The sequence below is a fragment of the Nonlabens ponticola genome, assembly GCF_003966335.1.
In the GTDB taxonomy this organism is placed as follows: Bacteria; Bacteroidota; Bacteroidia; order Flavobacteriales; family Flavobacteriaceae; genus Nonlabens; species Nonlabens ponticola.
Genome location: NZ_CP034549.1, coordinates 1,341,514 through 1,358,139, shown reverse-complemented (window position 1 = coordinate 1,358,139; position 16,626 = coordinate 1,341,514). Strand labels below are relative to the sequence as shown.

Genomic DNA, 16,626 nt, shown 5'->3' with positions numbered 1-16,626 from the left:
TTGCTTTCGCGAAAGCGTAATAATCTAAAAAACTATTGACATGAAAAAGACATTACTTCTAATGGCAATCATTACTGCTATGGTGAGCTGCCAGACCGTACGTGTATCGCAAGATTATGCGATAGGCACAGACTTTAATCAGTACAAAACCTATGCTTACTTCAAGCAAGGTGTGGACGAGGCAAACATTTCAGAACTAGACAAAAAACGCATTCTGCGCGCTATTGATGCAGAAATGGGCGCTAAAGGCTTCACCAAATCTGAAAATCCAGATTTACTCGTAAGCATATTTACAGATACGCAGGAACGTGTTGACGTTTACAATAATTGGGGTTGGAACTTTGGCTATGGTTGGGGTTGGGGCGGCTTTGGTTTTGGCGGGCCATTTGGTAACAATGTTTCTCGCACTACCGAAGGTGTTCTTTATATCGACCTTATTGATGCAAACGATAAGGAGTTGATATGGCAAGGAATAGGTCAAGCGCCTCTCAAGACAGAACCTCGCGAAAAAGTGGAAAGAACCAACGAAATTGTAAGGGAAATCCTGATGCAATTCCCACCTAACAAATAAGCAAATTACCAGATAGAATTAAAGTGTCATCTTATGGATGACACTTTTTTTATGGCTTTGTTAAGCAAACGAGATGAGCGCAATTCCTATTTTTAAAATAAAAACGATGAAAATTCTCAAAGTAATAGTTCCAATTCTTTTTCTCGCTTTAATATCCTATAGCTGTGAAGAAACACGCAGGGCGCTGGATACAGGAAGCCGTATAGAGCTCAACGGCGCGTATGATGTAACCCTTGTTGATGGCGAGAACATGCGTGGCAATAACCAGACGATTAATTTTAATGGATTGTCTCGCAGTGTGAATGGTTTTGCAGGTTGTAACAATTACAATGCAGATTTTACAGTAAACAATTTGCAACTATCTATTGGCGAGATCGCTGTCACAAGAAAAAGTTGTCCTAATCTGGATATTGAAAATCAGTTTCTAGCGGCTCTCAAAAAAGTCACGCGCTATTCAAAAACTGATAATACATTGACGCTTACAGATGCAGAAAGCAATGTGGTAATTGTAGCAAATGCCCAGACTGAATAAAAGTTGTCCGTCTATACAAAAAGCGCTCAAATCTTGTGATTTGAGCGCTTTTTGATTTGTAAGATATATTAATAGTTCAACACCTCTTGAATCTTCACTTTCACTTTCTCAGTACTAGGTATCATCGTTTCTTCAAGAACTGAATTAAGTGGTATAGCAGGCATATTTTCAGAACCTATGATCATTACTGGTGCATCCAGATATTTGAAGCATTCTTCCTGTATACGACCTTGCAGGCCTCTAGAGAATCCGTTATCGCTGGGCTCTTCAGTAACTACAAGACATTTACCGCATTTCTTAACGCTGGCAAAAACCGTATCATAATCCAGCGGATGCAGCGTTCTCAAGTCTACTACTTCTACTCTATCCTGTAAACCAAGTTCTGCCGTAGCGTTCATGGCCCAGTGCACGCCCATTCCATAGGTGATAATGCTCAAGGTTTCCTCTTCTTCCTTTTTCCAGATTTCCTGCAACACCCAAGCCTTACCAAAAGGCAATACATAATCCTCGCTAGGTTCGATACTGGTTGCTCCTTTGGTTCCTTTGACTTTTGACCAGTACAATCCTTTATGTTCAAAGATCACTACTGGATTCGGGTCATAATAAGCAGCTTTCATCAAGCCTTTCAAGTCGGCACCGTTGGATGGATAGGCGATTTTAAGACCTCTAATATTGGTAATCACACTTTCTACAGAGCTGGAATGATATGGCCCACCAGATCCATATGCGCCTATCGGTACACGCAATATCATGGATACAGGCCACTTACCGTTACTTAAATAGCATGACCTGGAAACCTCAGTAAATAATTGGTTCAAACCAGGCCAGATGTAGTCGGCAAACTGTACCTCAACGATGGGCTTCAAACCTGCCGCGCTCATTCCTACCGTGCTACCCACGATAAATGCTTCCTGGATGGGTGTGTTGAATACTCTATTGTCACCAAATTTCTGTGCCAGCGTTGCTGCCTCTCTAAAAACGCCGCCCAATCTACCACCAACGTCTTGACCGTACAGCAAACATTCTGGGTGTTTACGCATCAATTCTTCTATGGCAAATAGCGCACAATCTACCATCACCACTTTTTCTGCACCTGCTGGCGATCGCTCGCCGCGCTCCTCAGTTATTGGTGTTGGTGCAAAGTCGTGCGTGAACAAGTCCGCTGGCTCTGGATCGGGCATTTCTGTCGCTTGTTGTAGAGCTTTTTGTGTTTCCGCTTTCGCGAAAGCGTCATAATCATCAAGTTCCTGCACAGTAAAGCCATTGTCAAGAAGTAATTGCCTCATTTTAGGATATGGATCGCGCTCTCGAGATTCTTCCAAATCATCGCGATAAAATTCCATGCGCACGCCGCTGGTATGGTGATTCAATAAGGGAACGGTCGCGTGTACTAAAAATGGCCTGCGCTCCTTACGGATTTTTTCTATGACCTCATTGATCGTGTTGTAGCTCTGCTCAAAATCAGTTCCATCAATAGAAATCGCCTCGATGCCGTGAAAACCTGCCGCATACTCGGCAGCGTTCTGAGCTCTGGTTTCGGCTGCATTGGCACTAATGTCCCAGCCATTATCCTGCACCAAATAAAGAATAGGCAACTGTTTGAGTGCGGCCATTTGCATGGCCTCAGCAATCTCGCCTTCGGTAACGGACGCATCGCCTAGGGAACAGACGACAACACCGTCATTGCTGTCATGCTGAACTTGTTTCAGCATCTCTTTCTGTTCCTCATTGAGGCTTTCCTTGTACCACATTCCCATTGCCACACCCGTTGCAGGAATAGCCTGCATACCAGTAGCACTGGATTGATGCGGTATTTTAGGCTTGTCATCATCCTTTAATGATGGATGTGAGTAATAAGTACGACCGCCAGAAAATGGATCAGCTTTCTTTGCTAGCAATTGCAGCATCAAGTCATACGGCTTCATTCCTATAGCCAAGAGCATAGCGTCGTCTCTATAGTAAGGAAACGCATAATCCTGTGGCAATAGCTGCATGCCTACAGCAGTCTGAATGACCTCGTGGCCGCGGCTTGTGGCGTGAACGTACTTGGAAACCTGCTTAAAGTTTTCCTCGTAGAGTTCGGCCATTGCTTTGGCGGTGGTTAGATTACGGTATGCTGTTCCTAAATTCCCACGAAAGTGGGAATCTCGTTGATTGTTGCTCATAATGCGGTGCTTTCCCATACATCTAGATTACCAATGTCCTTATAGTAATCTATAGATGCTTTAATTCGTTTACTTTTTAAAGTGATGTGACTATCAGTCGACCAATTCATCGCGACATCCATCCATTCAGGATTTAACTTCTCGATTAATTCTATTTTCCATTCTCTTTTCCATTTCTTCATCTGAGATTCTCGTTTTTCTGCAGTGGCTCGAGTATGGTGCTCTTCAAGATAAACCAGCTTGTCACAATTGTATTTTGCAGTGAAGGATTTTGGATTCAATTTGGTTTTAAGTTCGATCACTCGTGACTCAATGTCGCTGGTATATCCAATATATAGAGCACCATCTTTTTTATTTGTCATAATGTAGACGTGAAAAGTAGGTGTTGAATCCATGAGTTGGTACATTTTAGTCTGAGATTCCTGCGTAGGCAGGAATTTGCTGCAAATTATCAGCCACCTGCTTCAAAAATGATCCTCCTAAAAATCCATCCACTACTCGATGATCAAACGATAAGGAAAGCATCATCATACTCCTAATTTCTATTTTGTCTTCACCATCTCTCGTGATTACTTCAGCGCGTTTTTTGATAATTCCAGTGGCCAATATGGCAACCTCAGGCTGATTGATAATTGGTGTACCCATTAACGAACCGAAGGTTCCAACATTTGAAATAGTAAAAGTTCCGCCTTTGATGTCATCGCCGCCCAATTTATTTTCTCTAGCGAGATTTGCCATGCGGTTGACATCTGCTGCGATTTGTGGCAAGGTTTTTTGATCTGCATTTTTTACCACAGGAACGATTAAGTTTCCTGAAGGCAATGCAGTTGCCATCCCTACATTGATATTTTCTTTGATAATGATTTTCTTGCCATCAACACTGGCATTGATATTTGGATATTCTTTAATTGCCTTTGCTACTGCATCGACAAACAATGGTGTAAAAGTCAATCGCTCGCCGTGTTTTTCTTGAAAAGCGGCCTTATTGGCGTTGCGCCATTTAACTAAATCGGTAAGGTCTGCCTCGACATATGCCGTCACGTGCGGACTCGTATGCTTGCTGTAAACCATATGATCTGCGATCATGGATCGCATGCGGTCCATCTCTACAATCCTGCCAGTTCCTTTGTCAAGTTTTAATTGCGGTATACGGTAAGCCGTTGGGTCTGGCTCTGCACTTACTGGTTGGGCAAATTGGTGAGGCCTTCCGTCTTTAAGATATTGAATAACATCACTCTTGCGCAATCTTCCTTCGTTTCCTGAACCTGGAATTCTTGCAAGTTCTTCATACGAGATGTGATTTTCCCTTGCGATTTTATCAATTAGTGGGCTAACAAATAGGTCTTTGTTGACGTAGGAACTTGAAACGGAAGAGGATTTAGATCTAGACTTGTCATTCCGCACTTGATGCGGAATCTGCTGATGGCTATCGGAATCTTTGTCCGTCGCAACATCTTCTAATCCTGCTGGCTTCTTGATCTCTTGATGATCATCGTTTGGTACAACCTTTTGAGCAGCATCTCCTGAACTGGCCTCAATCTGTGCCACCGGCTTTCCTATTTCAACTACATCACCGTCGCTGGCTAGATGTTTTACCATCACTCCATTGAAAGGTGCTGGCACTTCATTGTCCACTTTATCCGTACCTACTTCTACAAGTATATCGCCTTCTATAAAGGATTCTCCTTCTTGAACCAACCAGTTGAGAATGGTACCTTCGGTAATGGATTCGCCCATTTTGGGCAGTATGAAATCTGTCGTTGTTGCCATGACTCAAATTTACAAAAACTAACAATTGTTAGTCGTGAAGATTGTGTTGGAATTCGCTTTCCTGCCTGACCGGCAGGCAGGCGCGAAAGCAAAGTCATTTGTTTTAAGAAAAGAGGTCTCGACTACGCTCGACAAGACATTTGAGAATTTGATTCGGCTTCGACAGGCTCGGCCTGACACTTGAAAGTCTGAAGTCTATGCTCCATGCTGAAAATTACTTTTTCTTTATCTCCTGCAACGTTTTATAAAAATCTTCTTGAACAGGTCTATTTTCAGGTATTTCTCTTAGCGGTTCTACCTCATTCATAGTAGCTTGGCAATCGGCTGGTAGTTGCTGATAGAGTCTAGTTCCAGCAGTTTTCCAGGCGATCATTTCATCGCTTAATTCTTTGATTTTTTTGGCAGGATTGCCCACAATGAGAGAGCGTGGCTCAAAAATAGCCTCAGCTTTTACAAATGACATGGCGCCAACGATGCACTCATCGCCGATAATAGCATCATCCATAATCACGCTGTTCATTCCTATCAAACAGTTTCTGCCCAAATTAGCTCCATGGATCACGGCACCGTGGCCAATATGTGCGCTTTCACGAAAGCGGATACTTTTACCTGGAAACATATGTACGGTACAATTTTCCTGCACGTTGACACCATCTTCCAAAATGATCTCGCCCCAATCACCACGTATTACCGCACTAGGCCCAACGTAACAATTCTCGCCGATGATCACATTGCCAATCACACTCGCCTGTGGATGTACGAAACTGGACTCATGGATTACTGGAATATGTCCCTTGAAACTATAAATTGCCATAAGATTGAATCTTACGGCAATTTAATGATTTGTGAGAATGTTTGTCAGGAATTACGCTTTCGCGAAAGCGCTCTCATTATCGACATCTCGCATCGCAGTCAATTTGAGAACTTGCTCAATCCAGTCTGTTTGTAGATCTAACTCAATGTCTACCGGCACACCAACTTCTTCATACTCTAGGTTTTCTGAAACGTTCATATCGGTGACCGTGTGGTAAAAATTGCCCGATGGAGAAACGGAAACCTTGCCGTAGTTGGAGCCATAGGACGATGCACCAAAGGTATTGTGTCCCACCAATTTAACGTTGTCAAGATCTTTCAAGCTTAATGCAGTGATTTCTGCCTGGCTAGCCGAGTATTTGTTTAATAGAATCCAGACTTTACCGTTTTTAGCAAATTTTTTGATCAGCTTGCGGTAAGGCTTTGAAACTCGAGCTGCACCACCGCTATTGTTGCGCAAATCAAAAATTAAGTGGTCGCCGTTTAGCTTACCTTCTACTTGAGCAAGTAACTCTTTAGATTGTGCTACATTATTAGTCATGCGAGAGAAGCTACCCATTCTTAGGTAGTCAACATCCTTATTGATGCGCTTGTAGCTAAATTTGGCCTCGTTCTCATCGATAATGTCATAGAATTGAGGCAAATTTTCTTTTTTGAGTCTGGTGATAAAAAAACGACCATTTGCAAAATTCTCATTGCGCACAGTGTACCATTGTTTGTGAGATAACTGCGCAAATGTGACCTGAAAATTACCTGATGGCAATTGGGTATAATAACCTTGAATCATACCAGGCTCCCATAGATCTGACTCTGAAGTTATGACGACAGAGATGTATTCATTGTTGGAAGTTTTGACGATTCCCAATGTCATGTCTTTTAAAGGATATAATCCTTCAACTTTATCTATAGGTCTTGGTTCAAGTACTGTCTGCAATGAATCAAGATTCATTGAAACTCTAGGCAATTCTTGAAAGTAATCGCTAGATCGCAGCTGTGCTAGCGTTGTAGGATTAGTGAGGCTATCTCCTTTCTCGATAGGAAAACCTTTCATGATTGGAAGCGCATGCTCATCTTTTATGAGCGCAGATAATTGAGAAATCTTTCTAAAACATTCAACTCTAGTCACATTACCACTGATTGAATGAATCAAGTCAGCATATAGCTCATCAAATTCCTGCTCGTTTGATCCTTTGATTTGCTCATAAGATTCAATCTCTTTAAGTGAATTATAATAAAAGTTAAGCTCTTGCTTACAATCACAATCAACTGATGCAGATACTCGAGTGAAGTTGCTGATAAAAAATACAACTGAGATAATGATGACAGTTTTCATGACTTGCTTATTTGAATGATGACTGCAATATCATCACGCAACACAGGTCACGAAGAACAAAATCTATGAATCAGATAATTGTATCGATGAAATGGGTGCCTTACAGCTCTACTTAAATCTCTTCAAGGTCTTTTTAGTAAACTCGCTCAACACCAATTTTCCTGAAATCTTGGCTCGCTCCGCAAGTAAAGTATCCCAATGATTGCAATTAGACCACATCATTTCTTTCATGTGTTTCATGGCTTCTGGATTGTAGTTGCATAGATTTTCTGCAAACTTTTGTACTGCTTCATCCATGGCTTCGGTAGATTCATACACTTCAGCAAACAATCCTTTTTGTTGCGCCCATTCTGGTGAGTAAAATTCATTGGCGTTGATCGCAATTTGGCTCATACCACTCAATCCTAGTTTGCGTTCTACCGCTGGACCAACCACAAAGGGTCCAATACCTATGTTGAGTTCGCTCAATTTGATGCTGGCAAATTTGGTTGCAAAACAATAATCTGTTGCACTAGCGACACCAACGCCACCACCAACTGTTTTTCCTTGTACACGCCCGATTATGAACTTTGGACATTTGCGCATGGCGTTGATCACATTTGCAAATCCCATAAAAAATTTCTCACCAGTCTGAGCGTCATCGATGGCAATCAATTCCTTAAAACTGGCTCCAGCACAAAAGGTGCGCTCGCCACCAGATTTTAGGATGATGACTTTGGTGGCATCGTCATTACCAGCATCTGTTATGGCTTGTGCAAGTTGCGCCAGAATATCTCCTGGCAGCGAGTTGTGCGCTGGATGGAAGAATTCTATGGTTTGTATTTGATTTTCTGTAGTTGTTTTTACGTATGGTGCAGTCAAAATATTAGTTTTATGTGTCAAGCCGTCGCAGGACGGCTTCGGTTTATAGTTTATTTAAATCTTTCCTTACTTGTCAAATAGCGAGTAAAATCCCAATCTGCCGCAAGATCGATCCATTCAGGATTTATGGACTCTATGAGATTGATTTTATACTCTCGTTTCCATTTTTTAATTTGCTTTTCTCTTCTGATCGCTTCCAACGGTTGGTCATGTTTCTCATACCAAACTAATTGTTTGATATTGTAATGACCCGTATGTGTCCCAAAGGTCGCATGCTTATGGTCAAAGACTCGTTGCTTAATATTGTTTGTAACGCCCACATAGAATAAACGGTTCTTAATATGAGCCATTATGTAAGTGTACATTGTTTTCATTACATATCGTCGTTTGATTCTGTCATTGCGTTAGATTTAAAGCGAAGCCGTCCTGCGACGGCTTGACAATCAAAGAAATTTGTGAAGCCTATGCGGAAATTTGGAACTGCTCAAAGTGGTGATTCAAGTGCTTCCTCTCGAGTAAATACCACTCATACTTACTCAATTCCCCAAAAACAGCATTCTTAGTCACGATCTTAGGATGACGCTTGAAATAATTTAAGTATTGCTGTCTCGCTTCGAGCATCTTCTCTTTAGCCGTTTCCAGGTCTTCGTATTTCAAGTCTTCCAAAGTGCCGTCCTGTTTCATGAGTGGCATCTTGTGGTTTTGTGGCATTTTTTTATAGTTCCATAAAGTAGCGGCTACTTTTTCCAGATGTTCTTCTGGTGTTGCTACCTCAAAATCCTGAATCTCGCCGCTGGCGATACGGTAACTCATTTCAAGATGCTCGACCATATGTTGTGCAGTCATAGAACCCCATTGAGGTTTTGAATCAGCGTTCAATTTCGCGAAAGCGAACTTGATATAATCTTCAGTAATTTCTTTGAAAGTATCCTGTTTCTTTTCTACCATCGTCAAAATCGTAGCAATGGCAACGAGAGAATCAGCTTCTTCATCTGTCTTGCCGTTTTCATAATCTACAGGCTCTGCATCAAATACTTCTACATACCATTTGACGATTCCCGATGGATGCTCGCGACCACTCACGTCGCGCTCACGTTTTTCCTTACAAGTCAAACGCACATAGATGGTATCGTTGTGGTACAACGGTCTTAGGAATCTGATGTCTTCCAGACCGTAGTTGGCACTTACTGGTCCTTTGTTAGGATACACAAAAAGTCCAGCCGCAGCGCTGATGATAAAGTAACCGTGTGCGGTGCGCTTTTTGAAAATACTGCCTTCAAGACTTGTGATATCAGTATGCGCATAGAAATGATCCCATGTGAGGTTGGCAAAATTCTGGATATCGGTATCTGTCAGCGTGCGTTTATGAGTTTCTAGCGACATTCCGGGTTTGATGTCCTCATAATGATATGCAAACGGATGCTTTTCGGCTTCTTTATAAGCGCCATTTGGCTGATAAATCCCTGTAATTTCGGTCAGTGATGTTGGACTTCCTTGAACTGCACAACGTTGCATGTAATGCTTAATACCACGCAAACCACCCATTTCCTCGCCGCCACCGGCGCGTCCTGGACCTCCATGAACCAATAATGGTAATGGTGAACCATGTCCCGTGGATTGTGGTGCAGATTCTTTATTGAGTGTCAAAATTCTACCGTGTGAAGATGCGGCGTTTATGGTGTACACTTTCGCGAAAGCGTCATCACTAGTAACCACGCTGCTCACCAACGAGCCTTTACCCATATGAGCCAGCTCTATCGCCTCGTCCAGATTCTTATACGGCATCAAAGTGCTGACTGGGCCAAAACATTCTACCTCATGAACCATCGTGTTCTTGAACGGCTGGTCCTCGCGCATCAAAATAGGTGACATGAAAGCGCCATTCTGCGCGCGATCGCCCTGAATTTCAACTTCATCGAGATCGCCGTAAACAATCTTGGCGGTTTTTGAAATTTTCTTTATTTGTTCTTTCAATGTGTCACACTGATCGTTATTGATCAAAGCGCCCATGCGCGTCTCACGCAATAATGGATCGCCAATGACTGTTTGAGATAGCTGCTTGCCTAACGCAATTTGAACATCTTCCATCAGGTTTTCTGGCACCATGATACGGCGTATGGCGGTACATTTTTGACCAGCTTTAGAAGTCATTTCTTTGCGTACTTCCTTGATAAAAATATCAAACTCGGCCGTGCCAGGAACAGCATCTGGTCCCAACACAGAAGAGTTTAATGAATCTGCTTCCATAGTAAACGGCACCGATTCTTCCAACAATCGTGGATGCGCCTTGAGCTTGCGTCCTGTTGCGGCGCTACCAGTAAATGTGACCACATCAGTAGAATTTACGGTATCCAGGATATTTGTAGTCAAACCACTGAGTAATTGCAGAGCGCCTTCTGGCAAAATGCCAGAATTGATGATCTCTCTTGCTACAGCCTCAGTCAAGAATGCTGTTTGTGGCGCTGGCAAAACCACTGCTGGCATACCTGCCATCCAGTTAATGGCACATTTTTCCAGCATACCCCAAACTGGGAAGTTGAAAGCGTTGATATGTACTGCAACACCTTTTTTGGGTACCAAAATGTGATGCGCCATAAAGCGACCACCACGAGACAAATCAATAGGATCGCCTTCTACCGCGTAGCTCTGGTCTGGAAAGAGCTTGCGCAGGCTGGCGTTGGCAAATAGATTTCCGAAACCACCTTCTATATCTACCCAAGAGTCGGCACGAGTGGCGCCGGTCTTGTAGCTTACCTCATAAAACTGCTTCTTGCGTTTTTCAAGGTACAGAGCTAATTTCTTGATCATATTGCCACGCTGCTGGAACGTCATATCGCGCAATACCTTGCCGTGATCGCGACCGTATTGTAAAACCGATGGTATATCCAAGTCATTTGTGCTTGTAAGTCCGATGACCTCGCCCGTGATGGCATCGTACATTGGTTTTGCGCTGTCTTCATTTCCGGCGGTCCAGCGACCATTAATATATGACTCTAATACGCTCATGAGATTGATATTGATTTACTTCAAATTTACTGAAAAGGTCCTGCTTTAACTAACAGGCGTTAGCCAAACCAGCTATTATCGCCATATAAAAAATAGGATATATTATTCTTGAATCACAAGGATGTAATAGCCTTATTAATAGATAATTATAGATTAACAGCGTATTTTGACGACAGATAATCGTCGATTATTCATTAATAACCGATTTATAGGACAAACTGACTGTATTAGCATTTTATAAACAGTTATCGTCCTAACTTCGTGGTATCATATAGGGATGATGAAAAAAATACTATTCATTTCCTGCCTGCTAATAATTGGGGAATTACAAGCACAGGTTGGAATAAATATTACGCAAATGGCCCCAGGTGTTGCGTTGCAGGTCCATGACCCGCAACAAGAAACTGGCGTCATATTGACAAGGGCAAGTATTCCTGATTTGAATGATGAGTCACCACTACCCAACGGGATACTTGACGGCACTATAGTTTATAATACAAATACTGCAACTGGTCCTGGCTATGTTTACTGGGATGACCCCAATCATAGATGGGAGTACCGTGATCCTTTTATTGGTAAAAAGGCATTATTCACCAATCAATTTGCTGGAGGCGATGCCTCAAACTTAAATCGATTGCCTGAAAATGCTGTTGAGCTCGAGGTTCTAGATAAAACGATTTTTAATGAAACCACAGATCTTTATGAGGTTATAGGTCGCACAAGGTTAAAGATAAAAGCGAGTGGACGTTATAAATTTTTCTTAGGAATAGGTTTTGAAAGTCAAGATGGTGAGAACACAATTGAGACGAGAATTAAAATTTCTAATTCAAGTGGCGACTCTTTTCCCGGTGGTTATTATGAGAGTAATGAATTACAAGATACTGACAGTGGCAATGATGATGATGGCTCAGTTAGTTTTACTGAGATTCACGAATTGCAGGCTGGTGACGAGGTAAGCCTTATTTCATACGGCGTGCAAAGAGACAGTGATCTTGTCTATTTAAGAGATCCTGAACAATGCACCTTTTTTGTAATTAAAATTGATTAGATGAATACTGCGCTAAAAATATCGATTATTTCAAAATGCCTTGGTCTATTGCTGATGGCATCTTGTAATACCGCTCTCGCTCAAGTAGCCATTGGCATAGACTCGCCTGCTAATGGTACTATGTTGCATGTGGATGATCCCAGCAATTCTAGTGGTGTACTATTACCCAGTACAGCGCTTACTGATTTAAACAACACAGCACCCTTACCATTGAGTATTGAGGAAGGTACCCTTGTATTCAATACCAATGCAGATCTAGGAAAAGGTTATTACTATTGGGATGGTAACAGATGGCAGCGGCTCAACGCCTATGTAGGTCAAATGGCTAAATATGAGAACGAAACGTCAGGAACATCAAGCATCAATCTTAATCCCAATTCTGGCAGGGCTATTGTTCCTTTGCTTGCATCTGTAGCTACATTTAACGATAATGCGATGTTATACAACCGCCTAAACAGTGGCGAGCTGCAAGTTTTGGAATCTGGTAGATATCAAATATCAGTCGGTATATCGCTCACAGCAACCACTAATAAATCAGAGATCGAGGCACGATTATACCTCAGTGCTGCCGATGGTAGTGCTGTTACAGGTAAAGGAGCACTATACCGCAGTACAGAGCTTAATGCTACCAGCACTGCAACGGAAAATGGCTCTATCTCTTTTACCCAAACTATTGAAGTGACTGCTGGACAAATCATAACCATCAGGACCAACAGAGCTTTTGGCGCCAGTACTGGACCTACTTATTTACGAGACAATGGTAGCTCGTTCTTCTTTATTGAGAAGTTGATATAAATTTATAAACGTCCCGCTTTCGCGAAAGCGTAATTAAATGATATCATGGGTTTTAACCATTTCCTAGATAAGGGAACAACCTTGAAAACATAAAGCCTTACTCAGGAATATTGAACTTAACTATCCGGCTCACAAGCGCGCCATCAGCATTCATTCCTTCTACAATCATCAAGGCATCACCTCTGTATTGTGATGTGAACTTTATTTTCTCGATTGATTCACCTGTTAAATTGACTCGTGGTTCCCAATGTATTGCACCTAGCTTTTGAAAAACATCTGTTTGTGTACTTAGGTACGCTGGTTTAAAATATTCTTGCGGCTTTTTAAAGGTGATTGGAAATTTATAGGAACTTACGTTGGCATTTGTGGAATTTACTGAGGATAATGTAGGATCTGTATTAATAATAATAACGCCACCAGAGCCTCTAAAACCATACCCACTTCCTTGTCGGTTAATTTCAATATAATCTACCGTATTCATATCTAGATTACCTAGAATTGAAGGATCGTTATAAATGACATCATCTACTACAAACAGCGGCTCAACAGAGGCATTAATGCTTTGTGGATTTCTATTAGAGACCGTGAGAAATCCACCATCTTGATTTGCAATAAATCCGTGCTGGTTGAGCCATAATGCGAGATTTAATGTATTTCTTCTATCGGCCTCGTTGAATACATAAACCTGATTGAAAGATTCATCAACCAGCTTTTGACGCCTCTCTTCTCTTGCTTTGGCTTTTACTAATACTTCACTCAATTGAGTGGTCCCAGACGAAAATGATGAGATCATTTGTCCACTTTCAATTTGTGGTAAATCATTACTCAATATATAATCGTAAGAATTATCAAAATCAGGAACAATACTAGGATAAAATGTAGGAGCAAGCGATGGTTTTACCGGGCGTTGATTCTTTTTTGTAGCAGAGACCTTGAGTTGCTCCTTATTTGTAGGCGTTAAGCCCTTAAGCATAAATGTTCTAGACTCATCCAACTCGTCCTTAGTAAACAATGAGCTGGATGAATTTTTCAATGGTAACACAAAATAGCTCTCCTGTACTTTGCCATTAACTGCAATTCTAGCACCTATGCCTTCTTCATAGGGATACTTTACATTGACTTCTTTATAATCTTCCCATTTGTAGGCGCTCCATCCTTGTGTAATCAACAAATTATCAAGATCGTATAATTTGCGTCGATCCATATTTTCAAAGTAATAATTAGGATCCTGTACAGAGCCTTTAATATAAGGACGTAGAATAAAAGAAGATACAATTGACGCGTCGTTGTTATAGGCAACACTACCAGCTGGTAGCACAGAAATACTTGATACTAAATCACCCGAATTTTTTACGGCTGATACATACAGTGATAAACTATCTTGTTCTACAATTACACTAGGATTTGAAACATCTAATACCTCAAAATCATAGTCGTTAAAAAGTGTACGAGAAAGAACCTCCTTACCATTTTCAATGACGGTAACCTTATTAACACCAGTAGGTAAAGTAGATTTTTTGAGACTATAAACAGCTTTATCATCTACAAAAACTGGGTCATAAACTACCAACTTTTGCCCTTTATGAAGTATGACCTTGACGTCTTTATCATTCCTATTTCTTCTATTGAGTTGAATGGTGATATCGCTACTCCACGGTATTAATTGCAGGTTGTACCCTTCGTTTTTTGCCATAGGTAGAACTTCAGTCAATGATTTGTCATTCAAATTGACTTTACATATATATTGTTTGACGCCTTGTGGAAAAAGAGTGAAACGACCTAATCCTCTTGAGTCAGTATTAAAGGTGGTTATCGTGTTATCATCATTTACCACAATACCTTTTGTCGCAACACCTTGGCCATATTGATCCTTAATGACAACACCTACCGTATTCGGGATACCTTCTACCAAATGACCACCTTCTGGCATCAATTGAATGTCGAATTCTCTAGCCGCATTGGCACGTGTTATATTTTCAGTAGGATCTACTATGGTAATTGTTTCTTGGAAAAAATGCGGATTGTCAAAATTGCGCATCCAGCCAGTAAAAGCCTTAAGTATATAGTTTCCGGTCTCCAGTGAATCAGTTGTTATTAGACCATGACCATATCCTTTCGATAAAAGATTGAGGTCACTAACTACTCGTTTTCCTTGGTCATTCTCTAAAGTGACATAAACATTAGTAGCCAAGGTATCTATGCCTGATTGTGCGATATCTTTTACATAAATACTATAGCCTATGGGCTCGCTGGGCACCACAACATTCTTATTCAAATGAAGATAAAGAGCCTCGTGAGGAACATTGTAATGATCTTTATACGCAGTCGTATTAATAGATTTTGCAACATTTTCTTGAGCAGCACTAAAAACTCCAAATGATAAAAACAGTAAGTACAGATATTTCATAAGCTATATTCTAAAAGGTAATACGCAACAAGCTCTATACCAGAATGTAGATTTGTAGGAATTAAGCAATTTATTTGCTTATCAAGAATGAGAATATATTAAAGAGCAACATTTTCTATAACCATGGCGTAACCTTGACCTACGCCTACACACATGGTGATGAGAGCATACCGCTTTCGCGAAAGCGATAACTCCAACGCTGCGGTAAAAGCGAGTCTTGTTCCTGTCATACCTAGTGGATGCCCTATCGCTATAGAACCGCCATTAGGATTGATTCTAGGATCGTCATCTTTCAAGCCCCATTCTCTAATACAAGCCAGCGCTTGAGAAGCGAAAGCTTCGTTAAGTTCAATTACATCCATGTCAGCCATAGTCAGACCTGCTTTTTTGAGAGCACGATTGCTGGCCTCTACAGGACCTATTCCCATAATTCTAGGCTCCACGCCTACTGCTGCACTACTTAAAATACGTGCGAGTGGTTTCAAACCATATTTATCTACCGCATCTTGACTCGCAACAATGGTGGCTGCTGCACCATCGTTAAGTCCACTGGAATTACCTGCGGTGACAGATCCACCTTCTTTTTTGAAGGCTGGTCGCAGTTTTGCCAATACCTCTTTAGTGGTAGTAGGTTTGATAAACTCATCATCCTTGAATATGATAGGATCTTTTTTACGTTGTGGTATTTCAACCGAGATAATTTCCTTAGCCAATCTACCAGATTCTCTTGCGGCTGCCGCCTTTTGCTGTGACCATGCTGCAAAAGCATCTTGATCTTCACGTGATATATCAAACTTGGCGACCAGATTCTCGGCGGTATTTCCCATGCCATCCACGCCGTACATATCTGCCATTTTCTGGTTGACAAATCTCCAGCCAAAACTGCTGTCATACATTTTAGCGTCCGTGCCAAACGCACTGCTTGGTTTTGCAATTACCAACGGTCCACGAGTCATGTTTTCCACACCACCTGATATAAAAATATCGCCATCGCCAGTTTGAATTGCTCTGTGCGCATGTACGATGCTGCTTAATCCAGAACTGCACAATCTATTTACCGTTTCTCCAGGAACACTGTAAGGTAATCCAGCCAGTAATCCAGCCATGCGCGCGACATTGCGATTGTCCTCACCTGCCTGATTAGCACAGCCCATAATGACATCTGCATAATCTTCTTGCGGTATTTCTGGATGTTTCTCAACCAAGGTTTTGATGACATAAGCTGCAAGATCGTCTGGCCGTATCGTTGACAAGGTTCCTTTGTAGTTACCTACCGGTGTTCTTATTCCGTCTATTATGTATGTGTTCATAATGTTATAATACTT

At 41.5% G+C, this 16,626-nt stretch carries 14 protein-coding genes; 4 read left to right on the top strand and 10 right to left on the bottom strand.

Annotated elements, in window-relative coordinates; genetic code table 11:
• Positions 1 to 40 precede the first annotated feature (40 nt).
• Together EJ995_RS06085 and EJ995_RS06080 are read left to right on the top strand one after the other, a co-directional pair.
• The gene (locus EJ995_RS06085) at positions 41 to 571 is read left to right on the top strand and encodes a DUF4136 domain-containing protein (protein ID WP_126446638.1); all 531 of its coding nucleotides are present in this window, start codon (positions 41 to 43) and stop codon (positions 569 to 571) included.
• A gap of 106 nt (positions 572 to 677) precedes the next feature.
• Positions 678 to 1,103, top strand: a complete 426-nt coding sequence (locus EJ995_RS06080; RefSeq protein WP_164549875.1) for an META domain-containing protein — start codon at positions 678 to 680, stop codon at positions 1,101 to 1,103.
• Between the two features lie 68 nt (positions 1,104 to 1,171).
• On the opposite strand, the gene EJ995_RS06075 is transcribed toward EJ995_RS06080, so the two are convergent.
• The 8 genes from EJ995_RS06075 to paaZ form a co-directional block, all read right to left on the bottom strand.
• The gene (locus EJ995_RS06075; RefSeq protein WP_126448883.1) at positions 1,172 to 3,268 is read right to left on the bottom strand and encodes an alpha-ketoacid dehydrogenase subunit alpha/beta; all 2,097 of its coding nucleotides are present in this window, start codon (positions 3,266 to 3,268) and stop codon (positions 1,172 to 1,174) included.
• Positions 3,265 to 3,663, bottom strand: a complete 399-nt coding sequence (locus tag EJ995_RS06070; protein WP_317126817.1) for a GIY-YIG nuclease family protein — start codon at positions 3,661 to 3,663, stop codon at positions 3,265 to 3,267. Before EJ995_RS06070 ends, EJ995_RS06075 begins: the two co-directional genes overlap by 4 nt.
• Before the next feature lie 13 nt (positions 3,664 to 3,676).
• Positions 3,677 to 5,038, bottom strand: coding sequence for a dihydrolipoamide acetyltransferase family protein (locus EJ995_RS06065; RefSeq protein ID WP_126446632.1), 1,362 nt, complete (start codon positions 5,036 to 5,038; stop codon positions 3,677 to 3,679).
• Positions 5,039 to 5,252: 214 nt separating this feature from the next.
• Entirely contained in the window at positions 5,253 to 5,852 is a 600-nt protein-coding gene (locus EJ995_RS06060) for an acyltransferase (protein ID WP_126446630.1), read from the bottom strand.
• A 51-nt stretch (positions 5,853 to 5,903) separates the two neighbouring features.
• A complete protein-coding gene (locus EJ995_RS06055) occupies positions 5,904 to 7,184 on the bottom strand; it encodes a S41 family peptidase (protein ID WP_126446628.1) in 1,281 nt (426 codons plus the stop codon).
• A gap of 108 nt (positions 7,185 to 7,292) precedes the next feature.
• Entirely contained in the window at positions 7,293 to 8,045 is a 753-nt protein-coding gene (locus tag EJ995_RS06050; RefSeq protein WP_126446626.1) for an enoyl-CoA hydratase/isomerase family protein, read from the bottom strand.
• Positions 8,046 to 8,095: 50 nt separating this feature from the next.
• Positions 8,096 to 8,395, bottom strand: coding sequence for a GIY-YIG nuclease family protein (locus EJ995_RS06045; RefSeq protein WP_241234704.1), 300 nt, complete (start codon positions 8,393 to 8,395; stop codon positions 8,096 to 8,098).
• A 112-nt stretch (positions 8,396 to 8,507) separates the two neighbouring features.
• Positions 8,508 to 11,051: a phenylacetic acid degradation bifunctional protein PaaZ gene (gene paaZ, locus EJ995_RS06040; protein WP_126446621.1), complete on the bottom strand. Its 2,544-nt coding sequence runs from the start codon at positions 11,049 to 11,051 to the stop codon at positions 8,508 to 8,510.
• 358 nt (positions 11,052 to 11,409) lie between these two features.
• On the opposite strand from paaZ, the gene EJ995_RS06035 reads away from it, so the two are divergent.
• On the top strand, positions 11,410 to 12,099 hold the full coding sequence (locus tag EJ995_RS06035) for a hypothetical protein (RefSeq protein ID WP_126446619.1): 690 nt from the start codon (positions 11,410 to 11,412) through the stop codon (positions 12,097 to 12,099).
• On the top strand, positions 12,100 to 12,894 hold the full coding sequence (locus tag EJ995_RS06030) for a hypothetical protein (RefSeq protein WP_126446617.1): 795 nt from the start codon (positions 12,100 to 12,102) through the stop codon (positions 12,892 to 12,894).
• Between the two features lie 97 nt (positions 12,895 to 12,991).
• Here EJ995_RS06030 and EJ995_RS06025 read toward each other — a convergent pair whose 3' ends face one another.
• Both EJ995_RS06025 and EJ995_RS06020 read right to left on the bottom strand, forming a co-directional pair.
• Positions 12,992 to 15,301, bottom strand: coding sequence for a hypothetical protein (locus EJ995_RS06025; RefSeq protein WP_126446616.1), 2,310 nt, complete (start codon positions 15,299 to 15,301; stop codon positions 12,992 to 12,994).
• A gap of 98 nt (positions 15,302 to 15,399) precedes the next feature.
• Positions 15,400 to 16,611 carry an acetyl-CoA C-acyltransferase gene (locus EJ995_RS06020; protein WP_126446614.1) on the bottom strand — a complete coding sequence of 404 codons (1,212 nt, stop codon included), beginning with the start codon at positions 16,609 to 16,611 and terminating at the stop codon, positions 15,400 to 15,402.
• Positions 16,612 to 16,626: the final 15 nt, after the last annotated feature.

Excerpts from the sequence above, each read along its gene's own strand:
- EJ995_RS06085 (WP_126446638.1), top strand. The coding sequence starts at position 41 with ATGAAAAAGACATTACTTCTAATGGCAATCATTACTGCTATGGTGAGC.
- EJ995_RS06080 (WP_164549875.1), top strand. The coding sequence starts at position 678 with ATGAAAATTCTCAAAGTAATAGTTCCAATTCTTTTTCTCGCTTTAATA.
- EJ995_RS06075 (WP_126448883.1), bottom strand. The coding sequence starts at position 3,268 with ATGAGCAACAATCAACGAGATTCCCACTTTCGTGGGAATTTAGGAACA.
- EJ995_RS06070 (WP_317126817.1), bottom strand. The coding sequence starts at position 3,663 with ATGGATTCAACACCTACTTTTCACGTCTACATTATGACAAATAAAAAA.
- EJ995_RS06065 (WP_126446632.1), bottom strand. The coding sequence starts at position 5,038 with ATGGCAACAACGACAGATTTCATACTGCCCAAAATGGGCGAATCCATT.
- EJ995_RS06060 (WP_126446630.1), bottom strand. The coding sequence starts at position 5,852 with ATGGCAATTTATAGTTTCAAGGGACATATTCCAGTAATCCATGAGTCC.
- EJ995_RS06055 (WP_126446628.1), bottom strand. The coding sequence starts at position 7,184 with ATGAAAACTGTCATCATTATCTCAGTTGTATTTTTTATCAGCAACTTC.
- EJ995_RS06045 (WP_241234704.1), bottom strand. The coding sequence starts at position 8,395 with ATGGCTCATATTAAGAACCGTTTATTCTATGTGGGCGTTACAAACAAT.
- paaZ (WP_126446621.1), bottom strand. The coding sequence starts at position 11,051 with ATGAGCGTATTAGAGTCATATATTAATGGTCGCTGGACCGCCGGAAAT.
- EJ995_RS06035 (WP_126446619.1), top strand. The coding sequence starts at position 11,410 with ATGGCCCCAGGTGTTGCGTTGCAGGTCCATGACCCGCAACAAGAAACT.
- EJ995_RS06030 (WP_126446617.1), top strand. The coding sequence starts at position 12,100 with ATGAATACTGCGCTAAAAATATCGATTATTTCAAAATGCCTTGGTCTA.
- EJ995_RS06025 (WP_126446616.1), bottom strand. The coding sequence starts at position 15,301 with ATGAAATATCTGTACTTACTGTTTTTATCATTTGGAGTTTTTAGTGCT.
- EJ995_RS06020 (WP_126446614.1), bottom strand. The coding sequence starts at position 16,611 with ATGAACACATACATAATAGACGGAATAAGAACACCGGTAGGTAACTAC.